We start from the raw sequence: 23,823 nt of genomic DNA on the forward strand, positions 1-23,823 counted from the left end.
AAAAATCAATGAGAGCTTGTTATGAGTGACATCAATTTGCAAACTTTTGCAGCGCTACCCGTCTCTAAAAAAACAAGGAAGCCCGTGATACATTTTGCCCATGCCAATGGTATGCCAAGCGCGGTTTATGAAGCATTTTTTGCAGGTCTTAGTGAGTTTTTTACGATCGAATATATTGCGATGTTAGGTACTAATCCTGACTATCCAGTTGATGATCACTGGCGCAGTCTGACTCAGCAAATTATCGATAGTGTGAAAAGTACTTGTGAGAAGCATGGTGTCGCGCAAGTCGTGGCCGTTGGACATTCGCTGGGCGCTATGTGTACCATGCAGGCATTGTACCGTGAGCCTCAGCACTTTGCTCAAGCAGTATTAATGGATCCCCCTTGGATTTATGGTAAAGTCAGCTTTTTTTGGCATTTGGCAAAGACGGCTGATAGGCTACCATTGATGAACAACCGCTTGATGGATAAGCTATCTCCAGCTGGGGTATCTAAGCACCGCCGCGATGTTTGGGATAGCCGCGAAGATGCCTACGATAAAATGCGTCACAAAGGTTTTTTTAAAAACTTTGATGAGCGTAGCTTTCAGGGTTACATTGAGCACGGTTTACATGAGCGTGCGGATGGCAAAGTGACCTTAGCGATTCCAAAGTCCGTTGAGGTAGATGTCTTTCGAACCAATCCCTCATGGTATTGGCTAACGCCAAACCGCGCCCCAAAGCCGCCAGTTACCCTCATTATTGGGGAAGAAAGCTTGTTTTTAAAGCGCCGTTTCCCGCAGCAAATAAAATCACGACTTGGTATTCCTTATACGACCCATACGGGTGGTCATATGTTCCCGCTTGAGTATCCAGAGTCTGTGTCACGGCAAGTATTGGACTTAATCAAGCAACAACTACCAAAATAAATCATGCGCGCTACTTATTTGACTGCTCAGATTAGGGCGTGTCCTAGTCCTAATATAAAGTTGTCGTCAGCATTGATACTCTATATCACTGAGTCACCATTTTATGCCAAATCATTTTAGTGCTGCCAAGCAACGGCTGATAAACTCGCCTAAGCGTTCGCCGTTATTTTCACGCTTGGAAGTGTTTTTACTGACCATAGGTATGATCGTCGCATTCTTTATCAGTCAACTGCTAGGAGTCTATGTCGCAGGCAAGCTGCTGCTGCCGGCTATTAAAAGCGCAAACGTGGCTGATGTGTTTTTCTATGGCAGCAGTAATGGCACGGTCGTGAGTGTGTCCATTATGATTGGCGGTGTATTGCTGGTCGCCCTCATCGTTATGTTGATTCGGTTAAAAGGCGGTAATTGGCAGCGCTATCTTGCGCTTAATCCATTTTCAGTCGCGGTTGGCGTTGGGATGCTAGGTATATTATTGATATTTATGATTGGCAGTCAGGCGCTGACTTACTGGCTTGATAAATCGCCACTGGTGTTTGTCGATCCGTTATATCAGTCCGTCAGCTCAGTGTGGCTGCTAGTATTTGCGATGGTGATAGTCGCGCCATTATACGAAGAGCTGGTCTTTCGCGGCATCCTATGGTCGGCCATTACTGAGCAATTCGTCGCCTCACCAAGTCAAGAGCTGCGCGGGGCGATCATTGCTAGTATCGTCACCAGTGTAATATTTGCGGTGATTCACTTGCAGTATGGCGTTTATGAAATCAGCACTATCGTGGTGCTGGCATTGATATTTTGCTATGCCCGTATCAAATCTGGCTCGCTGCTACTGCCCATGCTGCTTCACATTGTCAATAATGGCGCAGCGATGGGGCAGTATTTAGCGCAAACCGCTTAATCAAAATTTTCTTAAGAGAATTTGCTTAATCAAAAAGAGCTATGCATCAGGGTTTAATGCCAAGACTTCAGCGGCTGCTTGTTTAACGTCATCTATCGTCAGTTTAGGTTTGCCACTCAATGCCTGTCGCCATTTGCGAGCTCCCGTCAGCCCTTGAAATAATCCTAAATAATGCCGAGTCATCGTTGGCAGCGCTTCACCTTTGGCCAGTTGCTCTTCTAGATAAGGATAAAGCTGCGCCAATATATCTGAGCGCTTAGGTGCAGGCTCACCCCATAAGCTATTGGCTTCTGCTAGCAGATAAGGGTTATGATAAAAGGCGCGGCCAATCATCACACCGTCTATATGCTGCAAGTGCGCTTGAATATCTGCGACGGTCTCGATACCACCGTTTATCTCGACATCAAGGTCTGGGAAGTCTTGTTTGAGGCGGTAGACATCATCGTAACGTAATGGTGGAATTTCGCGATTTTGCTTGGGGCTAAGACCTTGTAGCCATGCGGTGCGAGCGTGGACGATAAAGCGCGTACAACCAGCAGCAGCGACCGTCTGCACAAAATCTGCCATAAACTCATAGCTATCAAAATCATCTATACCAATACGATGCTTGACGGTTACTGGGATATCGACCGCCGTTTGCATGTGTTTGACCAAGTCAGCGACAATATTTGGCTCGGCCATGAGACAAGCGCCAATTTTATTATGTTGGACGCGATCCGATGGGCAACCAACATTGATATTAACCTCATCATAACCATGCTGTTGCGCGAACTCGGCACACTGGGTCATCTCATCAATATCTGCACCGCCAAGTTGCAGCACGATAGGCTGCTCGAGCGCGTCAAAGCGTAAATGCCGTGCTCGATTACCATGTATCAGCGCCCCTGTACTGATCATTTCAGTATATAAGTAGACGTGCGGATTAAAAAGTCGCGCAAAATAACGATAATCCGTCGTCGTCCAATCGATCATGGGGGCAACTGAGAGTCGTTTATTGGTCATATCAACCATGGATAATAAGCCTTAATATTTTATTCTTTGAGTGTGAGTGTTTTGCATAGAGACAACAGGTGTCGTAAGCACAATGGGCGAATATTCAATACGCCCTTGCTAGACCACCTGATCAATTCTTTTGAACTGGGGTAAGTTGTAAAAATACAGTCCCATGATAATGCCAATAAAGCCGATAAAGGCGATATAGAGAGCGGGTGAAAAACTGATAAATAACGTGGCATAGCCCAGCCCAAAAGGTATAAGTACGCCCACGATGCCATAGGTGATATTATAACAAAAAGCCATTCCGGTAAGGCGCACATTGGTTGGAAACAGTTGCACAAGAATAGCCGGTACCATACCGACAATGCCAGCACAGAAGCCCAGTAGCGCATACATAATCAAGATATAGTCGCCGCCTGCTTGCAAGTGATAAAAGAAAGCAAGCATTTGAGCGATTAACAAGGCAGAACCAACAACCAAAATTTTGCCAAAATTCTCATGATTAGACACTAAGCCATAAAATATGCAGCCAAAAATCATAAAAACAATACCCAAACTGTGCGAAAATCCAAACAAATCAGTATCTAAAGTAAAGCGTAATTCGATTAACTCTGGTAATAAAAGAATGACGACAGTCGTAATGCTAGAAATAATCAACGTCAGCATCATGCCGACAAATACTGAATGTTTGTGATTTTTAAAGAGCAGGGTAAGCGGCTTGGCAAAATAGCTCTTGGGTTTCGATTTTTCCATCGCGATAAAAAACGGTGATTCACCAATCAATCGCCACGCAAGTAACGGCAAAAAGCTCAGTATTGAGGCGATAAAAAATGGCAGCCGCCAGCCATAATCCGTCAACTGCTCAGGGGTCATTGCTCCGGTAAGCCAACTAAAAAAGGCATTAGAAAATAATACACCGACGAAGAAACTGGCAGTTACATAGCTACAACCTACAGAAAGATACTGCCGCGGCACATGTTCCGCCACAAAAACCCATGCTAAAGGTACATATAGGCCATAAGCCATCCCCTGTACCAGCCTGAGTAAAATAAATAAAGCGGGCGCAACCAAGCCCCACTGCGCATACGTCGGCAGACATGCCATCGCTAATAAACTGGCAGCAGTGACGAGCAAGCTTATAAGTAATATGGGCTTTCGACCTTTGATATCCCCATAACGACCAAAAATAATGCCGCCAAGTGGCCGTGCCAAATAACCGACCGTAAAGAGGCCAAGCCCTTGTAGCTTGGCGACGGTAGGACTGGTACTAGCCGGAAAAAAAGCAAGCGAGACGATATCTGCGATGTACAGATAAATCAAAAAGTCAAAAAATGTCACCGCGCTGCTAAAGCTGATAAGCATCACGATATTTTTGTCTTTAGCAGACATCAAAGCATATTGAGAACGAGACGGCATAATAGATCACGCATCCACACAGTAAACTGATTGTTAAGACGGTCATCATCTAGATAACCGACCATAATAAAAACCGGCAAATCAATATAGATAGATAATGATTTGCCGGCATAATAAAAATAAGGCTTTTTGAATACGAAGGCTAATGAGCCACTGACTCTTAAAATAAGTGACAGACATTCAGTACGCTATAAATTTGGTTAAAAGGAACCTATAATCTATAGCAGCCAATCGATTGGCAGCCATGACATGATGGTCAGCCAAACGTGGTCACCCATATCAACGCGCGGCTCTGTATCGTAAATCACTTTTTTACCATTTTCCATGGTATGCCACTGTAAAGCACCGCTCTCCAGCAACTTGACTTCATACGCCTGATTTAACAAATCATCGCTGAGTGCACCGTGTAGCTGGCTTGCCAGTTCTTCATCATTAATAATGACGCCCATTTCGGTATTGATATTGGCAGAGCGCGGATCGACATTGTATGAGCCAATAAACACCTGATAATCATCCACAGCAAAGGTTTTGGCATGTAAGCTGGTTGAGGATTGGCTGCGAGCTTTCCACAGTTTGTTTTCGCGTTTTTCTTCCGCAGCGGTGGACTTAAGCTCGTAGATTTTCACCCCTGAGCGCAGCAAATTGGGACGCCATTGACTGTAGCCAGAATGCACCGCCGTCACATCGGTTGCATCAAATGAATTGGTCAAAATTTTGATTTCAATACCTGCTTCGGCCAATTGTACCAGCGTCTTAACGCCATCTTTGGTTGGTACGAAGTAGGATGAAATAATAGTCAAGCGCTTGGTGGGCGTGCCCAGCAAGGTACGCAGCTGATGTACCAAATTGGTATTGGCAGGAACGGTTTTGGTCAGTTTGCCGACATCATCACTCAAAAACTGCATATCCGTCCAGCGAAAGGGCACCTGCTTATTGATTAAATCAGTATCGATAGAGGAGTCTTCGATGGCGGTCTTATAAACAGCCAAACTACTGCGAGTATTATTTTTTTCATCTTGATCGAGCTTGTCTAACGACGCTAAGAAATCTTTACTTGTCCCTTTATCAGCGGTTACCAGCGTTTCGATGTCAAATGAGATGGGCGAGGACCAGTAGCTAGCAAAGCTATTATCGATATCGGCCACTACTTTGCCGATCAGTAATACATCTAAATCCGCAAATTGGCTGTTTTGATTGTTACTTAAGTATTCATCACCGATATTTCGACCGCCAATAATGGTAATTTGCTTATCAAAGGTCATGCTCTTATTGTGCATACGCCGATTGATACGCGGTAAGCCCGTGACAAAATTTAAGGTCTGAAATTTACGATGCATTAACGGATTGATAATGCGCACCGCGATGTTTGGGTGGCTGGCAAAACGTAATAAACGCTGATCAAACTTGGCGTTATTATTAAAATCATCGAGCAATAAGCGCACGATAACGCCGCGCTCAGCTGCTTCCCATAAGTCTTTTAAAAGTAGCTGACCGGCCTGATCATCATGCCAAATATAATATTGCACATCGATATTGCGCGTGGCCATACCGGTCAGGATACTGCGCGAAGCAAAAGCATTGGCGCCAGTCACAATCGGATGATAGCCGGACAAATCAGGGTGAACGTTGTTCTGTTCACTAATGGCCGCGACCAGATCCGTATTTTCACCGCCACTATTCTTATTGTTAGCACTGTCATTGTTTTTAGGTTTGCTGTCTTGCTGATATAAAGCATTAACACGCGCTGATAACGCTTGGCTCTCAGGCAAATGTGGCTTCTCAGGCAAACTCTGGCAGCCACTAAGACCTAAGGTTAATCCGAGTGTTAGACTGAGCGATAAATTGCTTGGTTCTATACTTAGCATCGACATAACTGATTAACCCTAATGAACCTTGCTTTATTGGAATGCTGCTAAAATTTTAATGAATATGTTCATTTTTATAAAATAATAGCACTGATGATGACGCTTATAAAAATAACGTCCTAGGCCAAGCTTAAATAGTCGCTAAGCTTAGCAGTTGTTGTCTTATCTGCCTATTATAAATACGTTATTTTTTGGCTTAAGCGCTTGACTAAGCTCGCATTTAACTCTAATTTCGGGTTTTAGTATTCTGCGAAAGCGTATTCAAAAATAATATTTAGTAGTGCTCTGAAACCAGATGTTTGGAATAAGTTGACATGATATGATAACGCTGATGAATGGTGTCGATAATTAGAGAATAAGCCGTCATTTTATGCTCAACCATTTTACTAAGAATTATTTTACTACCAACAAGAGTAACGGAAGATTTATGAGTCAGTCGCAAGCGCATGATGATAACCATTTAAATAAATTAGATCCTAACTGGCGCAGTGACGCGCTCAATTTAGACCTTGATTATGGCATGCAGACCATCGCTGTGCGTGCAGGGCAACATCGCACCGATGAAGGCGAGCATTCAGAGGCTATCTTTACCACCAGCTCCTATGTTTATGAGTCGGCGGCGGACGCGGCAGCGCATTTTAATGGTGACAAGACGGGCAACGTTTACTCACGCCACACCAATCCAAGCGTGCGTACCTTTGAACGTCGTTTGGCAGCGCTTGAAAATGGTGAGCGTGCGGTGGCGACAGCCTCAGGCATGGGGGCGATTTTGACCATGTGCTTGGCGTATTTAAAAGCAGGCGATCATCTGCTTGCTGCCAATCAATTGTTTGGCTCATCCATTGGTCTATTTAATAATTATATGGCAAAGTTCGGTGTGGAAGTCAGCTATGTCGATTGCTTCGATAATGACGCGTGGGCTAAGGCTGTACAGCCAAATACCAAGGTTATTTATTGTGAGAGTCCTAGTAATCCATTGGCGCAGATTTGTGATATCGACTATTTAAGCAAGCTATGCAAGGCCAACGATATCTTATTGGTGGTGGATAATTGCTTTGCCACGCCAGCGCTGCAGCGTCCACTCGACTTGGGTGCCGATGTGGTGATACATTCTGCGACCAAGTATTTAGACGGGCAAGGTCGTGTATTGGGCGGTGCCTTGGTCGGTAGCGATGCGCTGATGCAAGAGGCCTTTACCGTGGTGCGCTCAGGCGGTATCAGCATGAGCCCGTTCAACGCGTGGGTCTTTACTAAGGGGCTTGAGACGCTGAAATTGCGTATGCAAGCGCACTGCAACAATGCCAATCAAGTGGCGGATTTTTTGGTCAATCATCCCAATGTCAGCACGGTGCACTTTTCAGGTTTGAGCGATCATCCTGCGCATGAACTGGCGACGCGTCAACATCATATGAAAGGCGGCTATGGTGCTATTATGGGTTTTGAAGTCAAACCATCTGCTAGCACTGATTCAAATAGTCAGGATTCAAAAGCCGCTGCATGGCATGTGATAGATTCCACGCAAATGGTCTCTATCACCAATAATTTGGGCGACGCCAAAACCACGATTACCCATCCGGCGACCACTACCCATTTTCGCCTGACGCCTGAAGCACGAGCAGAAGCAGGCGTCAAAGACGGCCTTATTCGTCTGTCGGTCGGCTTGGAAGATGTAGAAGACATCATTAAAGATTTGGCGCGTGGTTTAGACAGTTTGTAAAGATAACGGTATAATCACCGTTAACGCATAAAATTTACGTTATGATCTACGTTAATAAAAATTACTCATTACTATATTACTCATTACTATAAAGACAAAGAGGCAACTATGAATATCCAAGCATTGATGCAACAAGCACAAACGATGCAAAAGAAAGTCGAAGCAAACGTTGAAAATGCTAAAAAAGAGCTGGCCAATAAAGAAGTGCAAGCTGAAGCGGGCAGTGGTTTGGTAAAAGTCACTATGACGGGTCGACATGTGGTTAAGCGTTTGACCATCGATCCAAGCTTGCTTGAAGATGAGCCGGATATGATCGAAGACTTAATCGCTGCGGCTATCAATGACGCGGTGCGTCAAGCGGATGAGCTGTACGAAGAAACGATGGCAGGCGCGACCTCAGGTATGGGTCTGCCACCAGGTATGCAAGGTATGTTCTAAGCAACTGCCTTTTAACTACTAAGTTTGTAAAGGTTAAGTTTTTAGGTGCCAAATACTGCATATTGAAGACAAAAATGGGGTTGTTATCGACACGATACGACCCCATTTTTATAGCTACGGTTTATAAATTAAGTTAAATAAAGGAAGTTACTTTGCTGACAGCCAAATTTGATCAACTGGTCAAACAACTGCGCATTTTGCCGGGTGTGGGTCAAAAAAGTGCCCAACGTATGGCGCTGCATCTGCTCACCAAAAAACGTCCACAAGGCATGGCACTGGCGCAAGCGCTTGATGAGGCGATGCGTGATATCGTTGAGTGCGAGCGCTGTCACAGTTTTAGTGACGAGGCCGTTTGTCCACTATGCCAAGACCCAAGGCGTGATGATGGCCTATTATGCGTGGTCGAAACCGCAGCAGATGTGATGGCTATCGAGCAAACGGCAGGTTATCGTGGTCGCTACTTTGTTTTAGGCGGTCATTTATCACCGATTGATGGTATTAGCGCTGATGATTTAAATATCGATCAACTGGTCTGGCGGGTTAAGCAAGAGCCTGTTGAAGAGTTGATCTTGGCAACGGGTACGACTGTCGAAGGGCAGACCACCGCCCACTTTATCAGCGAAGCCGTCGGCCGTCATGTCAATAAAGTGACGCGTTTGGCACAAGGTGTCCCGATGGGTGGCGAGCTGGAGTACCTTGATAGTATGACCCTTGGACAAGCGATGCAAAATCGTTCCTTCTTATAGTATTTTCTATAGCAATTTCATAAGTTCTCTATAAAACCCAAATCTTGCCCATTTTATTTTATGAACTTGTTATAATTGCTTAATTGCTTAATTGCTTAATTGCTTAATTGCTTAATTGCTACTATTGTTATCTTTTATTAAGACGCAGTTTGGCGTTTTATTTTCTCCTATTTATGCAGGTATCTGCCCGTGTCCAACAATGCTTCATTAGCTTCAACCGCTTCTACCCAATCAAACCGTGCAGACAACACTGCTGCTACTGACGATGCATCAAAGCAATCAATTAATACTGATATAGCGTCAACAGCTGTGCCGCCTGAACCAAATATCGATGCATTATTGGATATTGCGGATGAAGTTGCCATCACGTGGGTGCGTGAGCAAGATGGTTTGGCTGAAGTCATCGATGCATTGGCGACTTGCGGGCGAGTGGCGTTAGATACCGAGTTTATCAAGCGCGATACTTATTATCCACGCTTGGCATTGGTACAGCTAAATACCGGCAATCATGTATATTTATTGGATGCGCCGCAATTGCAGTTGGCTGATTTTTGGCAAGCGCTTAGCGAAGTTGACGTAGCGATTTGGCATGCTTGTGGTGAAGATTTGGGGATTTTTTATCTGTTGTCTGGTTGCCCGCCATTGACCAATATTTTTGATACGCAAATTGCGTTGTCTTATTTGACGGGACAGTTGCAAATGGGCTATCAGCAAGCGCTCGATGATCAGTTAGATATGCATATCGATAAAGAACAAAGTCAGTCGGACTGGCTACAGCGTCCGCTCTCAGATGAGCAAGAGCAATATGCGATTGATGACGTACGCTTCTTGCCAGCGCTTTATTTGAGCCTCGAATACGAGCTAAAAAAGCAAGGACTGTTTGAATATGTCTGGGCGGATTGTCAGCTTTATGCCAGCGATTTGTACGACGCTCAGCATGTTGAGGACGAAGCGATGTACTTAACGATGGCTGATTATCGCTATAACTCGCAGCAAATGGCGATATTAAAAGCGGTGGCGACTTGGCGAGAAGAGCTGGCGCGTTCGACCAATCAGCCGCGCACTTTTGTGATTAAGAAACAAGCCGTACGCGAGATTATCACTGAAAAGCCAACCAGCATGCGCGAGTTGGCGCATAAAACCACGATGCACCGTAGCATGTTGCGACTGTATGGCGAAGAGTTGCTTAAAGTAATAAAAGAGGCAAAAAATCTGCATCCTGCTGAATATCCAGACTGTCTATTGCCGCCTTATCGCTCAAAAAACAAAGTGCTGTCAAAGGCTGTGCAACAAGCGATCGATGAGCAAGCAGAAGCTATTGGCGTGCCTGCTAATGTATTAATGCGTAAAAAATGGCTGGGGCAGCTGTATGAAGTGATTGCATTTGATAAAGATTTAAGCAAGCTACCAGAAGGCTTAAAAGGCTGGCGCAATGAGTGGGTGACGCAAACCTTGATACCAGTAATTGAGAAGCACAAAACTGAATTACAGCAAGGCATGGGTGTTAAGTAAAGCGATTGTTGTTAACCAATAGATTATTCGACCGTAGCCAGTCGTTGTGCGATGTCCATATCTTTAATTTGACAAGCATACTGTGAACTATAATAATTTAACATATCATCATTGATGGCAACAGCTGGTAACGGATCGTCGTATGTATTCATAAATCGTGTTTTGCCATCAACTTGAGTATAAATTGTATTTAAACGTTGATAAGTACTATTCGAACAATTTACTAAGAAGTGACTAATAATAGTCTCTAAAGGTTTGTCAAAATCCAATAGTATTTGATCGTTGATGTCGTCACTTACTTCAAATCCGTTTAGCATAACTATCTTTTCCCAATAATCTACTTTATCAGAGTCTTGATTTTCCATATTTACATTGACTAAATCAGTATACACTTCTACTTGCTCGTTACTAACAACAAAACTCCAAAAAGGGTCTAAAGGTGGCTCATTTAACTTTATGACTTTGGACTTGTCGCTAAAATATGAGTAGACACCAAATAAGCCAGAGCAGAGTATTATAACAATTAATATTTTAAGATTATTTGGTCTAGTCTCTAAATAACTATATTTATTTGGATCAAATTCATTATTGCTCATTAGTTTATACTCAATTTAAATCTAACTTGTTATCTGGTTTTTTTCCAATCTAACGCTCAAACTTCCCATGCTCTAGAAAGTAAAAGGCTTGTTTAGCGACTTCTTTGTTAACTAACATGCCGGTATGTGAGACTGGCATGACGATATGATCGACTGCTGCCTCCATTTTGGTTTCTTCTACATACACTGTGCCATCGTGGTCAAGTTGCTGCTTCAGTGGTGGCACATCTGCTTTACGCAGTTTGCGGTTATGATGATGCAAAAATAACTGTCCCAAACCATACGGGCGATTCCCTGCAATCACACCAAGCTCAATGTGTTTTGGTAAAGGTGCGACGGTTCCATCTAATGCATCGATATATGAGCGTCCCACCACAGCTGGGATCAAGCGCCAAATATAATCCGCACAAATGCTACCCATATGCGGCGTACCTAGTGTGACGCACCGTCCAATTTGCCATTGCGGATACGCAGTGACAAAATCGCGAATAATTAAACCGCCCAAACTATGACCGACCAAATCGATTGGCTGGTCTGGATGATGATGGTTTTCTAGCCAGTCATTTAATCGGGCACTATTGGTTTTGATGCCGTCACGCATACTGCGATAGCCATATTGATGGGTATCAAACCCTTGTGCTTGCAAGCGTTTAGCCAATGGACGCATAACAAATGCGGCTTGATGTAAGCCATGAATCAGAATGACGCGGTTTGTTGGCATAGGTAATGGCACTCGATAATTATTCATCAAATACGCGTATAATATCATTAGCCTATTGATTTTTCTTCTTATCAACTGTTATTAGCTATCATTAACTTGTAGACCAATAAAAACCTCCAAATCAGCTACTGACTTGGAGGTTTATTTTTATATCAATTATTCATACTTGTTTGAAAACTACATATAGTTTTCAATACTTGGGCACGAACACATCAGATTCTTATCGCCATAAGCATCGTCAATACGAGCAACACTTGGCCAGAACTTATGAGCACGTACATAAGGCAATGGGAATGCGGCAACATCGCGGCTGTATGGATGCGTCCACTCGCTATTGGTGACCATAGCGGCAGTATGCGGTGCATTGACAAGTGGGTTATCTTCTAGCGTCCAGTTGTCCTCGCCTGCTTTGGCTTTCATCGCTTCAGCTTTGATAGATTTTAGCGCACTGATAAAGCGATCTAACTCTTCTTTAGATTCAGATTCAGTTGGCTCAATCATCAGAGTGCCAGCCACTGGGAAGCTCATGGTTGGTGAATGGAAACCATAATCCATCAAGCGCTTGGCAATATCGCTTTCGCTGATGCCAGTTTCTTCCTTTAGCGGACGAATATCGATAATACATTCGTGCGCGACGCGACCATTTTTGCCAGCATATAACACAGGGTAATGATCTTTTAATTGCGCGGCAACATAATTAGCATTCAATAGCGCAAGCTCAGTGGCTTTAAGCAGACCATCACGGCCCATCATGGCAATATACATCCATGAAATTGGTAAAATGCTGGCTGAGCCATAAGGCGCTGCCGATACGGCAGAACAGTCTTTTTGGGCATTATGTACAGGGCTTAGCGTATGGTTGGCCATAAATGGTGCTAAATGTGCCTTCATACCGATAGGGCCCATACCAGGACCACCGCCGCCATGTGGGATACAGAAGGTTTTATGCAAGTTCATATGTAGGACGTCTGCACCGACATCCGCAGGCTGCATCATGCCGACCTGCGCATTCATATTGGCACCATCCATATAGACTTGGCCGCCATGCTTATGAATCAAATCACAAATATGACGGATACCTTCTTCGAATACACCATGCGTCGACGGGTAAGTAATCATCAATGCACCTAGATTGGCGCTATGCTCTTCACATTTAGCGGTCAAATCTTCGATATCAACGTTGCCATTTTCATCCGTTTTGACCACGACGACTTGCATGCCCATCATCATGGCAGTCGCAGGGTTGGTACCGTGCGCTGACATTGGAATGAGACAGACATCACGATTGGTCTCGCCCAATGATTCATGATAGCGGCGAATCGCCAGTAGGCCAGCATATTCACCTGACGCACCAGAGTTTGGCTGCATAGACACATCATCAAAACCAGTAATGGCTTTGAGTTGGTCTTGTAGGCTATCAATCATGTCAATGTAGCCGGTGACTTGATCGCGCGGTGCAAATGGATGCACATTGGCAAATTCAGGCCACGTAATCGGTAGCATCTCACTGGTTGCGTTCAGTTTCATGGTACAGCTACCGAGTGAAATCATACTGCGGTTCATCGCCAAATCTTTGTCTTCGAGCGATTTTAAGTAGCGCAGCATCTCATGCTCGGTATGATGCGTGTTAAATACCGGATGGGTTAAGATGTCGTCGGTACGTAAATATGCACTATCAAGTGACAGGCTAGCAGTCTCAGGCAAATCATGCGACTTATTCACGAACAGCTGAGTTAACACCGTAAAGTCTTGCTGATCACTGGTTTCACTAAAGGCGACACCCAGTCTGTTATCATCGAGACGCCATAAGTTATAACCAACATTGTCCGCATTTTCAAAGATTTGCGTCGCCAGTTTTTCTGAACCGCAATCGATAACGACGGTATCAAAGAACTGATCATGTACCACGCTTAAGTTGCTGTCATTAGCTTCTCTAATGACATTGGCGAAGGCTGTGGCAAAAGCATGGATACGTGTGGCGATACGCTTCACGCCACCTGGACCATGATAAACTGCGTACATACCTGCTAGGTTCGCCAGCAATACTTGCGAGGTACAGATGTTTGAGTTGGCTTTTTCGCGGCGGATATGCTGTTCACGAGTTTGTAATGCCATACGTAATGCCGTATTGCCTTGCGAATCTTTTGAGACGCCAATGATACGGCCAGGTGCTGAGCGTTTGGCTTTATCAGAGAACGCAAAATAAGCGGCATGTGGACCACCAAAGCCCATGGGAATACCAAAACGCTGGGTGCTACCTAACGCTACGTCTGCGCCCATATCGGCTGGTGATTTTAGTAACACCAAGCTCATGATGTCACTGACGACGCTGACGTAGGTTTTGTTTTTCTTCACCGCAGCGATGACGTCGGTTAGGTCTTTTACATCGCCCTCAACACCGACGTATTGGAATAATGCCCCAAAATAATCACCTGATTTAGCGGTTTCAAAATCACCAACGACCACTTCCCAACCAAAATACTTGGCACGAGTATTGATGACATCTAAGGTTTGTGGATAAATGCGGTCATCAACAAAAAACTGATTTGATTTGCTTTTGCTCACCCGCTTTGACATGGCCATGGCTTCAGCAGCAGCAGTGGCTTCGTCAAGTAACGATGCCCCAGCCATTTCTAGACCAGTCAAATCGATACAAACTTGCTGGAAGTTAAGTAAGGCTTCTAGACGACCTTGAGCAATTTCAGCTTGATAAGGGGTGTAAGCGGTATACCAACCTGGATTTTCAAGCACATTACGCTGAATAACCGCAGGCATACGTACAGGTGAATAGCCTTGACCGATGTAGCTTTTATTAACGGTGATATTATCTGCCATGGCGCGCAATTTAGCCAACGCGGCGTGCTCACTCATCGCCAGTGGCAAGTCTAAGTCTTTGTGCAAGCGTACGGGCTCAGGCACCGTATCATTGATAAAGCTCGCCATGTCTTTATAACCAATTGTACTGAGCAGATCAGCTTGTTTGGTCTCATTTGAGCCTAAATGACGATAGACAAATTCAGCTTCGTTAAATAAACCTTGAAAGGTATCAAACGTCGGGTTTTGAGAGATAGTCATGACAGTCCTTGGTTAAGGGAGTAATAAAGGGATTGACTTAAATAAAATAACGTTAGGATTAATTAAACGTAATGGACAAACTGTTCTTGGTCAAAGCGGAACTGGCTACTGTAAATGCCATTGTCAGCGCGTTCGCCAGCACCAATCATCATAATGATGTGCTGATCATCGCTTAAACCTAACAAGCGCTTCATGGCAGGCTCATCGAAGCCGCCCATCGGACAGCTATCAAAGCCGTGCGCACGTAGTGCCAGCATTAAGTTTTCAGCAGCCAGTGCCGTATTGTTGGTGGCCCAGTTTTTGGTGTCTTCAAAAGTATAGTAAGGTGACTTGATCGGCCCTTTTACCCGTCTAAATACTTGAGTAGCACTCCATTTTGCCGCTGACACCACGTTGGCTGGCCCTCGCAAAAAGTCCATGGCGACGACTTTGGTGTAGTAGTCTTTGACTTTTTTGGGCACTGGCGATTCAGGATATTCACGTAAGATTTGCTGGGCGTGATCTTGCCAGATATCCGTACGCGCAACGACCGCAATCAAGCGCGCTGCCGTTTTTGCCGCATTTTGATTCATGCAGTTTTTGACCGTACGTTTGCGCTTATCCGCATCATCGATCACATAAAATTCCCACGGCTGTAGATTGCTCGAGTTTGGCGCTAGCATGGCCAAACGCAGACAATCTGCTAACACATCGTCAGGTATCAGTGTGTCAGTAAAGCGACGCACGGAACGGCGTGACTCGACCACTTCACGAAACGCTTGCAGCTGCGGTGTGTGTTTGGGTGTGGCAATATTGTCGTTGTTATCAGAGTTGGAAGTCATATTAGGATCCATACTGGGGATTAAGTGATCAACTCGGTCAGTATTGAGTGTGTCTGCTCAATAGCGTCTGACAAGTGATTGATATGAATAAATCAGATAGCGATTAGACGTAATAAATTGAGCGATAAGTGCTTTGGAAAAAGTGGTCAGATACCAACTGATGCCAATATCTGTCATAGTAAATTATATTTTTCTAGTTGTATTTTTTAAGCTGCACTTTTTAGATTACAAATAGCGGTATTTCAGTTCAGTCAAATACCGCTTTTAAGCGAGAGAATAAGAATCAGATTATAGAATCGATTCAATTTAAAAGTGGTACAAGGCAACCGAATGCAGATGTATAGATCATACTTCAAGCGAGGTTAACGCTGTAACACTTTTATAGTGGATTGACTACAGCTCGTTTTCGTACTCATCAGCGGTTAGCAATGCTTCGTAATCAGCAATATTGTCAGGCTTCATTCTAAAGAACCAACCTTCACCGTATGGGTCAGAGTTGATGATTTCTGGATCATCTTCTAGTGCTTCATTGATGGCAACGACTTCACCTGAAATAGGCGCATAGACGTCAGAGGCAGCCTTTACAGACTCTACGACTGAAATTTCGTCATCAACGGCAATGGTATCGCCAACATCAGGAAGTTCAACAAACACCACGTCACCCAATAGGTCTTGAGCATGGTCAGTGATACCAACAGTGATAGTACCGTCGTCTTCTAGGCGTAGCCACTCGTGGCTGGCGATGTATTTTAGTTCTGCTGGGATATTGCTCATGGTCTCTCTCCTAAGTGATAGAGGATGGTTTACAAAAATAGTGGAAGCTAATAATAGAATTTATGATGACTAAGAGTCAAACTGCTGCTTGCCATTACGGACAAACGGTAGTTTAAGGACGCGGACATCAGCGAACTTACCTTTGCCACGCAAATCGACCTGTACATTGTCATCATCTGATAAGCTGGCAGGGACACGGGCAATCGCAATCGAATTTTTTAGGCTAGGGGAGAAGGTACCACTGGTAATCACCCCAGTTTGTTCATTGTCCGTGCCTTGATTGATAGTCACACTCATACCTTCACGTAATACACCGCGCGTTGTCAATAGTAAGCCAACTTGCTTCATGGCGGTGTTGTCGTCTTTTGACTGCTGGCGTTTGCTGACTAAAGCTTCACGACCGACAAAATCACGCTCGTCTTTTAATGCGAGTGTCCAACCCATATTACATTCGTAAGGGCTAATGGTCTCGTCCATATCGTGACCATAGAGGTTCATACCGGCTTCCATGCGCAACGTGTCGCGCGCGCCAAGGCCGGCTGGCTTCACGCCATTGACTTTTAATAATTCAAAGAATGCTGGAGCATCATCGCCATGCATAATCACTTCGACGCCATCTTCACCAGTGTAACCCGTACGAGCCACGAACCAATCAGCGCCTTCGATGTCTGTTAAGTCAGCACCAACGAAAGGCTTAAGTTCAGCCAACGTATCTGCCCAGCTAGGTTTAGCTTGTGCCAGTTTTGCAACCGCATTTGGTCCTTGCACGGCAATCATGGCAAGCTCTGGACGCTCAGTAATATTGATGTCAAAACCTTCGGCGACTTTTTCAAATTGTGCCATGTCTTTATCACGAGTAGCCGCGTTTGAGACGATACGATATTCGGTAGCCTCTTCATTCATTAAGTAAACGATTAGGTCATCAATGACGCCGCCTTGCTCGTTGAGCATGCCAGAATATAGCGCTTTACCGACGGTTTTTAGTTTATCAACATCATTGGCCAATAGTTTCTGTAGCCAAGCTTTGGCATCACCACCTTTGATATCAGCGACGACCATGTGTGAGACATCAAACATGCCAGCATCGGTACGCACCGCTTCATGCTCTTCGATTTGTGAACCGTAATGAATGGGTAATTCCCAACCAGAAAAATCCACCAGTTTGCCCTCACTATCGACGTGAGACTGGTAAAGGGGCGTGCGCTGCGGTGCTTGAGTATTTTGAGCGTGAGTTTCTTGAGAGTGGGTATCGGTCATAACAAATCCTTATGTGTACATCAGTCGTACTCGGTAGAGTAATGAGCGATGTGCAGTATCATAGTAGAGAGAAGCAATATTGCAGGGTGCAAGCATTGCAACCAAGGGCGGCACAGAAAATAAAGATAGAGCAATAAGCCAAACAAACGCTGAACGTCGGTTTAAGCAAAAGCCCTATCTGTCCTGTGACCTGAGATTTTCAACACGAATCATCATGGTTTTAAAGGCAGCTCTAAAAAATATATAAAGAGCTTGGCTTTAAAAGACCTATCACTGATGATAGCGTATTTTCTCCCCTTCGGTGGGTAAGACGTCGTCCGTCCTTACCGCTCTCCAGATTTGTTATGCCCAATGCTTGAGTATGTGATGCACAAATGATGGCATCACAGCAAACAAAGATGACATGTGCTTTTCAGTCCTTTTACCTGAGCGATTGGCAGGGTGGATGCGCCTTCGGTGGTCTGGTGGCAACGTGCAACGTGGTATGACCAATACGGTCTGATACAACAGTTGCGCCCGCAGACTCTCTCCTGAAAAACGCTTTTATTATGAAAGGTTCAGGGCACTTTTACAAGTCATCAACCGCATTAAAGTGCATAATTTTGTCGAAAACGACATTATTGTTAGAATAAACGGTCGAAGTATCGATAAGTTGAACGCTTTAGTCTTTATGACAGCGCATAATTTTGGCATGGTTTACCATAGCAGAACGTAAAGCGACTACTGAAATTTAGCGAAATTATGCTAACCTACGCCTATAGTTTCTGATAGGTGGTCCTTATGCATTGTGATATTTATAAATTTTCCAAACATGACGGTATGTATGTCTATATTGCTCGCCCTGATTATCCTGATGACACCGACGAGCTGAAGGACTGGCTTGGCGTGTTACCCAAAGATTTTCGTGCTGGTTTAGGTCGCAGTAAGTTTGTGATGCATCTAGATTTAGGGGCGACACCGACGCTTGCGCGCGTTGATAAAGCAGAGGTATTGGCAAAGTTACAAGCGCAAGGATACTTTGTACAGATGCCGCCACAAGACGTTATGCGCCGGCAAGCAGAGTTACGTGCACGCGAAGCGCAGGACAATATTTACGACTAACATGCTTTTTTGCAACGATTAATAGGCAAGTACACTTCATTCTTTTCTTTGAGTAAGCGATAAAAAAACAGGTCTCAGCAATGGGCAGCATGCTTTTTATTAAGAAGTCGTGATAAACTAGAACCTATCAAGCGTACATGTCGATGATGTATTCGGTCTTATTTTTAGTACGACAGAACGTACCATATAGCTATTGTAGCTACTGCTAGGCGCACAACGTCTTGCTAGGTTTATAAACGCAGGTAACTAAACACGCATGGACTGGTTAAAAAATATCGTAAACAGCTTACCGCTAGAAGCCATCAGTGATATTCTCGGTGAGATTACTATCTGGTGGGGACAGCTGGTAAAAGATGTGCCACCCGCAGACTTACCGATGTATGCGTATCTTGGTGGTGTCGTGATTGTGTTGGTATTGTGGTTGTTGGTCGCTCGCATGCTACCACGGCCACTCGGTGGTATGAGCTGGATGATACTGTTTGCTGTGTTGTTGGCACCAGGCACCACCCTTGGCGATCCTAGTGTGATCGCGCCGGCGAGCATTGGTGTCGTCTATGCCATCATGATGAAGGATATGGCGGGCGCAGTTGCTAATATGCTACCGATACTGGTGGTGTTAGTGGTTGGCTTGTTTGTTGGTTTTGTCTGGCAACTTATTCGCGGCGCGTTTGAGTCAAGTTTGGACAAAGCACGCAGCCGTAGTGCAGAAGACACGCAGGCAACGGTTCAATTAACCACTGGCAATTATCTGACAGAAAATCCAAACCTCGTTGGACAGCCTGATAATGGCTCATTAGCGTCGCAGCCTAAAGCGGACATCAATTTAAAAAAAGACAGCAAATTACCCAAAAAAACCGATCAGCTTTAACGGTAAAGTTGCCCTTATGAAGGTACTAGAGCTCTGAATAAGTAACAATCTGCATAAGCAATAATCTGAATAAGTAAAAAAAGACACCGGTGCGTGTCTTTTTTTATGTGAGCGTGTTCGTTTATCAATCCATGCCTAGATAGAGTAGTATGTTTGGATATTGGTGATAATTGCGAGCAACTGCGAACGCATGAGTATTTTGGCAATCAATCATGCTGTGCTAATCTAATTCATTATTTACCTTTCATCACTTGCCTTCTAATTCATTTAATTTATAACAATAACTGAGACTTGATTATGACCACGACTGACAAAACAAAGAAAAGCTTTACTGGCACGCAAAGCTATATTGCCACCGACGACTTGCAATTGGCAGTCAACGCGGCGATGACTTTGCAAAAGCCGCTACTCATCAAAGGGGAGCCGGGTACAGGTAAAACCTTACTGGCTGAAGAAGTGGCTGAAAGTTTGGGTATGCCGCTGATTACGTGGCATATCAAATCAACCACCAAGGCGGAGCAAGGGCTGTATGAATATGATGCCGTCTCGCGCTTGCGTGATTCGCAGTTGGGTGATGATAAGGTTTATGAGATTGGCAACTATATCAAGCCCGGTAAGCTGTGGGATGCCTTTACCAGTAACGAGCGCAGTGTGTTATTGATTGATGAGATTGATAAAGCCGATATCGAGTTTCCTAATGACTTATTGCATGAACTCGATAAGATGTCGTTTTATGTCTATGAGACAGGCGAGACCATCACTGCTGCACAGCGTCCGGTCGTTATTATCACCTCAAACAATGAAAAAGAGCTGCCCGATGCCTTCTTGCGTCGTTGCTTCTTTCATTATATCGACTTCCCAGAAGAGGACACTATGCGTCAAATCATCGACGTCCATTTCCCTAATATTCAAGAAAAACTGGTCAATGATGCGCTCGATATCTTTTATAAGCTGCGTAATGTTCAAGGGCTTAAAAAGCCACCATCAACCTCAGAGTTGGTCGATTGGTTAACGTTGCTACTGGCTGACGATATGGCTCAAGCAGAGCTAGAAGAAAACCTGCGCGGTGAGAAGTCTATTCCGCCGTTATATGGTGCACTGCTCAAAAACGAAGCCGATGTCAATTTATTGCAGCGCTTTGCTAATATGATGCGTCGTTAAGCGACAGACCATTTGTCATGATTGAAATGAAGAAAACGGCTTCACTCGTCACCATATCAGCCAATAAGCGATGCGACTCTTATGTTTATCAAATTGTTCTATACCTTACGTACTTACGGTGTGCCGGTCAGTACGCGTGAGCTACTTGACTTAAATGCTGCGTTGGATCAAGGGCTGATGATGCAGCCACATCCTGAAAACCCAGAGCTGTCTACCTTTGGCAGTCGCGAGGATATGTATCGGCTGATTCGACTGTGCATGGTCAAAGACGAGCGCCACTTTGATAAGTTTGACCGCGCCATGTCTGACTATTTTGAAGGCGTCGACAGTCTCGATATGGATGAGCTGTTGGCCAAGCTGACGGACATTCCTAAAGAGTGGCTAGATCTCAAGCTCGATCCAAAAAATCTGACCGAAGAACAGCGCCGATTGCTAAAAAAATATGGCTCGTTAGAGGAGCTGATGAAAGCGCTTGAAGAGCGTCTGAAAGAGCAAAAAGAGCGTCATCAAGGCGGCAGTAAATGGGTCGGCACTGGCGGTACGTCACCCTTTGGGGCCTATGGCGACCATCCAGAAGGAGTACGCGTCGGCGGTGAATCGCGTAAGCGTAGCGCAGCCAAAGTCTGGGAGCAGCGTAAATATCGCAATCTCGATGACGACAGTCAGCTTGGTACGCGCCAAATTCAGATGGCACTGCGTAACTTGCGTCAGTTTGCCCGCACCGGTAGCGCGGATGAGCTAGACATTCATGAAACCATCAAGCGCACCGCCAAAAAAGGCGTGCTCGATATTCATATGCAAGCTGAGCGGCGTAATCGTGTCAAAGTGCTGATGCTGTTTGATGTCGGCGGCAGTATGGATGTCCATGTCGAGGCTTTAGAGAAGCTATTTTCTGCGGCTAGAAATGAATTTAAAACCTTAGAGTTCTTTTACTTTCATAACTGTCTATACGACTATGTCTGGAAGGACAATAACCGTCGCCATAGTGCGCCGATGCCAACCTATGAGCTGCTCAATAAATACGGTCGCGAGTATCGCGTTATCTTCGTTGGTGACGCGTCGATGTCGCCATATGAGCTGATGACGGTCGGTGGTAGCGTTGAATATATGAATAATGAGGCAGGTATTGTGTGGTTGAAGCGGGTACTGGAGCATTTTGACAAGGTGGCGTGGCTCAATCCTGAAGCGCCTTCTTATTGGCAGTATACCCAGACCATCGTTGAGATCAAAAAAATCTTTGATAACAAGATGTACCCCATGACTCTGCACGGTGTTGAAGAGATGACCAACTATATGGCGCGCTAGTTATAGCGCAATCGTTTAGAGCATTATCCTGATTGCTCTAAAGAATAGTCGCCAACAGTATTATATTTGCATGTATAACAGACTCTAATCAAGCAGCCATTATAAGCTCATAATGGCTGCTTTTTTTGGCACAAAATAAGCGTCCGTTTGCAGCTTTGTTGGTTTTTACCAGAGTAGTAATCAGAGATACTTATTCTAAAAGCCTGTTACTTTAAAAACTTGTCACTCTAAAAGCCAATCACGCTAAAAATAACTGAAAATACTGATTCAGTATTGGTATGCGTAGACAAACATGATAAGATTCATTTTAAATATATCTTATAAAGATTTATGTCAGCCCTTCAATTAGAATTGCCAAAATGTTTGATTGATTTAGGCAATTCTAATCACCGCTGACAACTTAACTTTAACCTTATCCAAGCAATGTTATACATCACTAAGAGAGATATTATGGCTTCACCAAAAACGTTAGAAATCGTAAAAGCAACCGTACCCGTCCTTGAAGAGCATGGAACGGCAATTACCACGGTATTTTATAAAAACATGTTTGAAGAGCATCCCGAGCTGTTGGACATATTTAACGAAACCAATCAAAAATTGGGCCGTCAACAGACGGCTCTGGCGACGACAGTGTTAGCCGCTGCTAAGCACTTAGATAAATTGGCGACGTTATTGCCACAGGTCACCCAAATCAGTCACAAGCATCGCGCGTTACAAATCTTGCCCGAGCATTATCCCATCGTTGGTAAGCACTTAATCGGTGCCATTAAAGAAGTGCTAGGCGAGGCTGCCAATGATGATATCATTACGGCTTGGACGGAAGCTTATGATGAGATTGCTTCGGTATTTATCCAGATTGAACATGGTATGTATGAAGAGGCGATGTGGCAGGGTTTTTCACCTTTTAAAGTGACTGAAAAGGTAGCGGCTGCCACGGATATCGCCGCCTTTACGGTTGTGCCAGTGAACGAGCATTCAGAAAGTACACAAAGTATTGACCTGAGTAAATTAAATCTAACCGCTGGTCAATATATCACGGTCAAAACAGATCCAAAGGCCAGCGACCATGTTGCCCTGCGTCATTATTCTTTGTACTCTGCCAGTACCGATACAGGCGTCCAGTTCGCTGTGAGACGCGACAACCGTAATGAGCATCACGGTTTGGTTTCTAACTATCTACATGATGATTTAGAAGTGGGTGATACCGTTCTATTGTCGGCACCGGCGGGCGACTTTGCGCTCAACCAAGAGCTGGTTGAGCAAAATGAGATTCCATTGATATTGATGAGTGCTGGTGTTGGCGTGACCCCTGTATTATCCATGTTAGAAGCGCAAGTATTGACCAATCCGAAACGACATATTATCTGGGTTTATGCTTGCCAAAATGAAGCGCATCACGCTTTTAATCCTGAAGTGAATGCGCTGTTAGATAAGGCCGACCACGTAGAAAAGCATATTTTTTACTTCGAGTCTGGGCAACTATTAGATGAGGCATGGCTTGCTACCTTGCCTGAGCCTGCTGATATTTATGTCTGTGGCTCGATGCCATTTATGGAAAGTATGATTGATGGCTTGATGACATTAGATCATGGCGTTGATAGCGTCCATTATGAGCCCTTTGGTCCTAAAATGAGTCTGGGCGGCTAGTTT

At 44.6% G+C, this 23,823-nt stretch carries 20 protein-coding genes and 2 riboswitches; of the genes, 11 read left to right on the top strand and 9 right to left on the bottom strand.

Annotated elements, in window-relative coordinates; translation table 11 throughout:
* The first annotated feature begins 21 nt into the window (after positions 1–21).
* Positions 22–909: an alpha/beta fold hydrolase gene (locus AAEY79_RS05195; RefSeq protein ID WP_025651284.1), complete on the top strand. Its 888-nt coding sequence runs from the start codon at positions 22–24 to the stop codon at positions 907–909.
* A 103-nt stretch (positions 910–1,012) separates the two neighbouring features.
* Positions 1,013–1,804 carry a CPBP family intramembrane glutamic endopeptidase gene (locus AAEY79_RS05200; RefSeq protein WP_201566590.1) on the top strand — a complete coding sequence of 264 codons (792 nt, stop codon included), beginning with the start codon at positions 1,013–1,015 and terminating at the stop codon, positions 1,802–1,804.
* Between the two features lie 39 nt (positions 1,805–1,843).
* Here the strand turns inward: AAEY79_RS05200 and dusA are convergent, their stop codons facing one another.
* The 3 genes from dusA to AAEY79_RS05215 all read right to left on the bottom strand — a co-directional run bounded on the left by dusA (position 1,844) and on the right by AAEY79_RS05215 (position 6,087).
* Entirely contained in the window at positions 1,844–2,815 is a 972-nt protein-coding gene (gene dusA / locus AAEY79_RS05205; RefSeq protein WP_201566587.1) for a tRNA dihydrouridine(20/20a) synthase DusA, read from the bottom strand.
* A 99-nt stretch (positions 2,816–2,914) separates the two neighbouring features.
* On the bottom strand, positions 2,915–4,216 hold the full coding sequence (locus tag AAEY79_RS05210; RefSeq protein WP_101212107.1) for an MFS transporter: 1,302 nt from the start codon (positions 4,214–4,216) through the stop codon (positions 2,915–2,917).
* A 218-nt stretch (positions 4,217–4,434) separates the two neighbouring features.
* Positions 4,435–6,087: a phospholipase D family protein gene (locus AAEY79_RS05215; protein WP_201566585.1), complete on the bottom strand. Its 1,653-nt coding sequence runs from the start codon at positions 6,085–6,087 to the stop codon at positions 4,435–4,437.
* Positions 6,088–6,508: 421 nt separating this feature from the next.
* Here AAEY79_RS05215 and AAEY79_RS05220 point away from each other — a divergent pair, with 421 nt between their 5' ends.
* The 4 genes from AAEY79_RS05220 to AAEY79_RS05235 all read left to right on the top strand — a co-directional run bounded on the left by AAEY79_RS05220 (position 6,509) and on the right by AAEY79_RS05235 (position 10,494).
* On the top strand, positions 6,509–7,798 hold the full coding sequence (locus AAEY79_RS05220; protein WP_025651279.1) for an O-succinylhomoserine sulfhydrylase: 1,290 nt from the start codon (positions 6,509–6,511) through the stop codon (positions 7,796–7,798).
* Positions 7,799–7,906: 108 nt separating this feature from the next.
* Positions 7,907–8,236, top strand: coding sequence for a YbaB/EbfC family nucleoid-associated protein (locus AAEY79_RS05225; RefSeq protein WP_025651278.1), 330 nt, complete (start codon positions 7,907–7,909; stop codon positions 8,234–8,236).
* A 152-nt stretch (positions 8,237–8,388) separates the two neighbouring features.
* Positions 8,389–8,982, top strand: coding sequence for a recombination mediator RecR (gene recR / locus AAEY79_RS05230; RefSeq protein WP_025651277.1), 594 nt, complete (start codon positions 8,389–8,391; stop codon positions 8,980–8,982).
* 189 nt (positions 8,983–9,171) lie between these two features.
* Positions 9,172–10,494, top strand: coding sequence for an HRDC domain-containing protein (locus tag AAEY79_RS05235; RefSeq protein ID WP_101212110.1), 1,323 nt, complete (start codon positions 9,172–9,174; stop codon positions 10,492–10,494).
* A gap of 23 nt (positions 10,495–10,517) precedes the next feature.
* On the opposite strand, the gene AAEY79_RS05240 is transcribed toward AAEY79_RS05235, so the two are convergent.
* From AAEY79_RS05240 to gcvT, 6 genes are all read right to left on the bottom strand, one after another.
* The gene (locus AAEY79_RS05240; RefSeq protein WP_201575667.1) at positions 10,518–11,090 is read right to left on the bottom strand and encodes a hypothetical protein; all 573 of its coding nucleotides are present in this window, start codon (positions 11,088–11,090) and stop codon (positions 10,518–10,520) included.
* A 49-nt stretch (positions 11,091–11,139) separates the two neighbouring features.
* Positions 11,140–11,838 (bottom strand): triacylglycerol lipase, encoded by a 699-nt coding sequence (locus tag AAEY79_RS05245; RefSeq protein WP_025651274.1) that lies wholly within the window; start codon positions 11,836–11,838, stop codon positions 11,140–11,142.
* Between the two features lie 150 nt (positions 11,839–11,988).
* A complete protein-coding gene (gene gcvP, locus AAEY79_RS05250) occupies positions 11,989–14,886 on the bottom strand; it encodes an aminomethyl-transferring glycine dehydrogenase (RefSeq protein WP_350588098.1) in 2,898 nt (965 codons plus the stop codon).
* A 62-nt stretch (positions 14,887–14,948) separates the two neighbouring features.
* Complete coding sequence (locus AAEY79_RS05255; RefSeq protein WP_025651272.1) at positions 14,949–15,707, bottom strand: nitroreductase family protein; 759 nt, start codon at positions 15,705–15,707, stop codon at positions 14,949–14,951.
* Between the two features lie 393 nt (positions 15,708–16,100).
* Entirely contained in the window at positions 16,101–16,481 is a 381-nt protein-coding gene (gene gcvH / locus AAEY79_RS05260; protein WP_025651271.1) for a glycine cleavage system protein GcvH, read from the bottom strand.
* 69 nt (positions 16,482–16,550) lie between these two features.
* Positions 16,551–17,738 carry a glycine cleavage system aminomethyltransferase GcvT gene (gcvT, locus tag AAEY79_RS05265; RefSeq protein WP_025651270.1) on the bottom strand — a complete coding sequence of 396 codons (1,188 nt, stop codon included), beginning with the start codon at positions 17,736–17,738 and terminating at the stop codon, positions 16,551–16,553.
* Between the two features lie 168 nt (positions 17,739–17,906).
* Positions 17,907–18,085, bottom strand: a riboswitch (glycine riboswitch).
* A gap of 56 nt (positions 18,086–18,141) precedes the next feature.
* Positions 18,142–18,281: riboswitch (glycine riboswitch) on the bottom strand.
* Between the two features lie 237 nt (positions 18,282–18,518).
* On the opposite strand from gcvT, the gene AAEY79_RS05270 reads away from it, so the two are divergent.
* The 5 genes from AAEY79_RS05270 to AAEY79_RS05290 all read left to right on the top strand — a co-directional run bounded on the left by AAEY79_RS05270 (position 18,519) and on the right by AAEY79_RS05290 (position 23,820).
* A complete protein-coding gene (locus AAEY79_RS05270; protein WP_101212116.1) occupies positions 18,519–18,839 on the top strand; it encodes a YcgL domain-containing protein in 321 nt (106 codons plus the stop codon).
* 256 nt (positions 18,840–19,095) lie between these two features.
* The gene (locus AAEY79_RS05275; protein ID WP_201583945.1) at positions 19,096–19,707 is read left to right on the top strand and encodes a hypothetical protein; all 612 of its coding nucleotides are present in this window, start codon (positions 19,096–19,098) and stop codon (positions 19,705–19,707) included.
* A gap of 297 nt (positions 19,708–20,004) precedes the next feature.
* Positions 20,005–20,868, top strand: a complete 864-nt coding sequence (locus AAEY79_RS05280) for a MoxR family ATPase (RefSeq protein ID WP_025651267.1) — start codon at positions 20,005–20,007, stop codon at positions 20,866–20,868.
* Between the two features lie 81 nt (positions 20,869–20,949).
* Complete coding sequence (locus tag AAEY79_RS05285; RefSeq protein WP_201583947.1) at positions 20,950–22,173, top strand: VWA domain-containing protein; 1,224 nt, start codon at positions 20,950–20,952, stop codon at positions 22,171–22,173.
* A gap of 450 nt (positions 22,174–22,623) precedes the next feature.
* Positions 22,624–23,820, top strand: a complete 1,197-nt coding sequence (locus AAEY79_RS05290; RefSeq protein WP_025651265.1) for a globin domain-containing protein — start codon at positions 22,624–22,626, stop codon at positions 23,818–23,820.
* The last annotated feature ends 3 nt before the right edge of the window (positions 23,821–23,823 follow it).

The sequence above is a fragment of the Psychrobacter sp. GW64-MNA-CIBAN-0177 genome, assembly GCF_040309585.1.
GTDB classification, from domain to species: Bacteria; Pseudomonadota; Gammaproteobacteria; order Pseudomonadales; family Moraxellaceae; genus Psychrobacter; species Psychrobacter okhotskensis.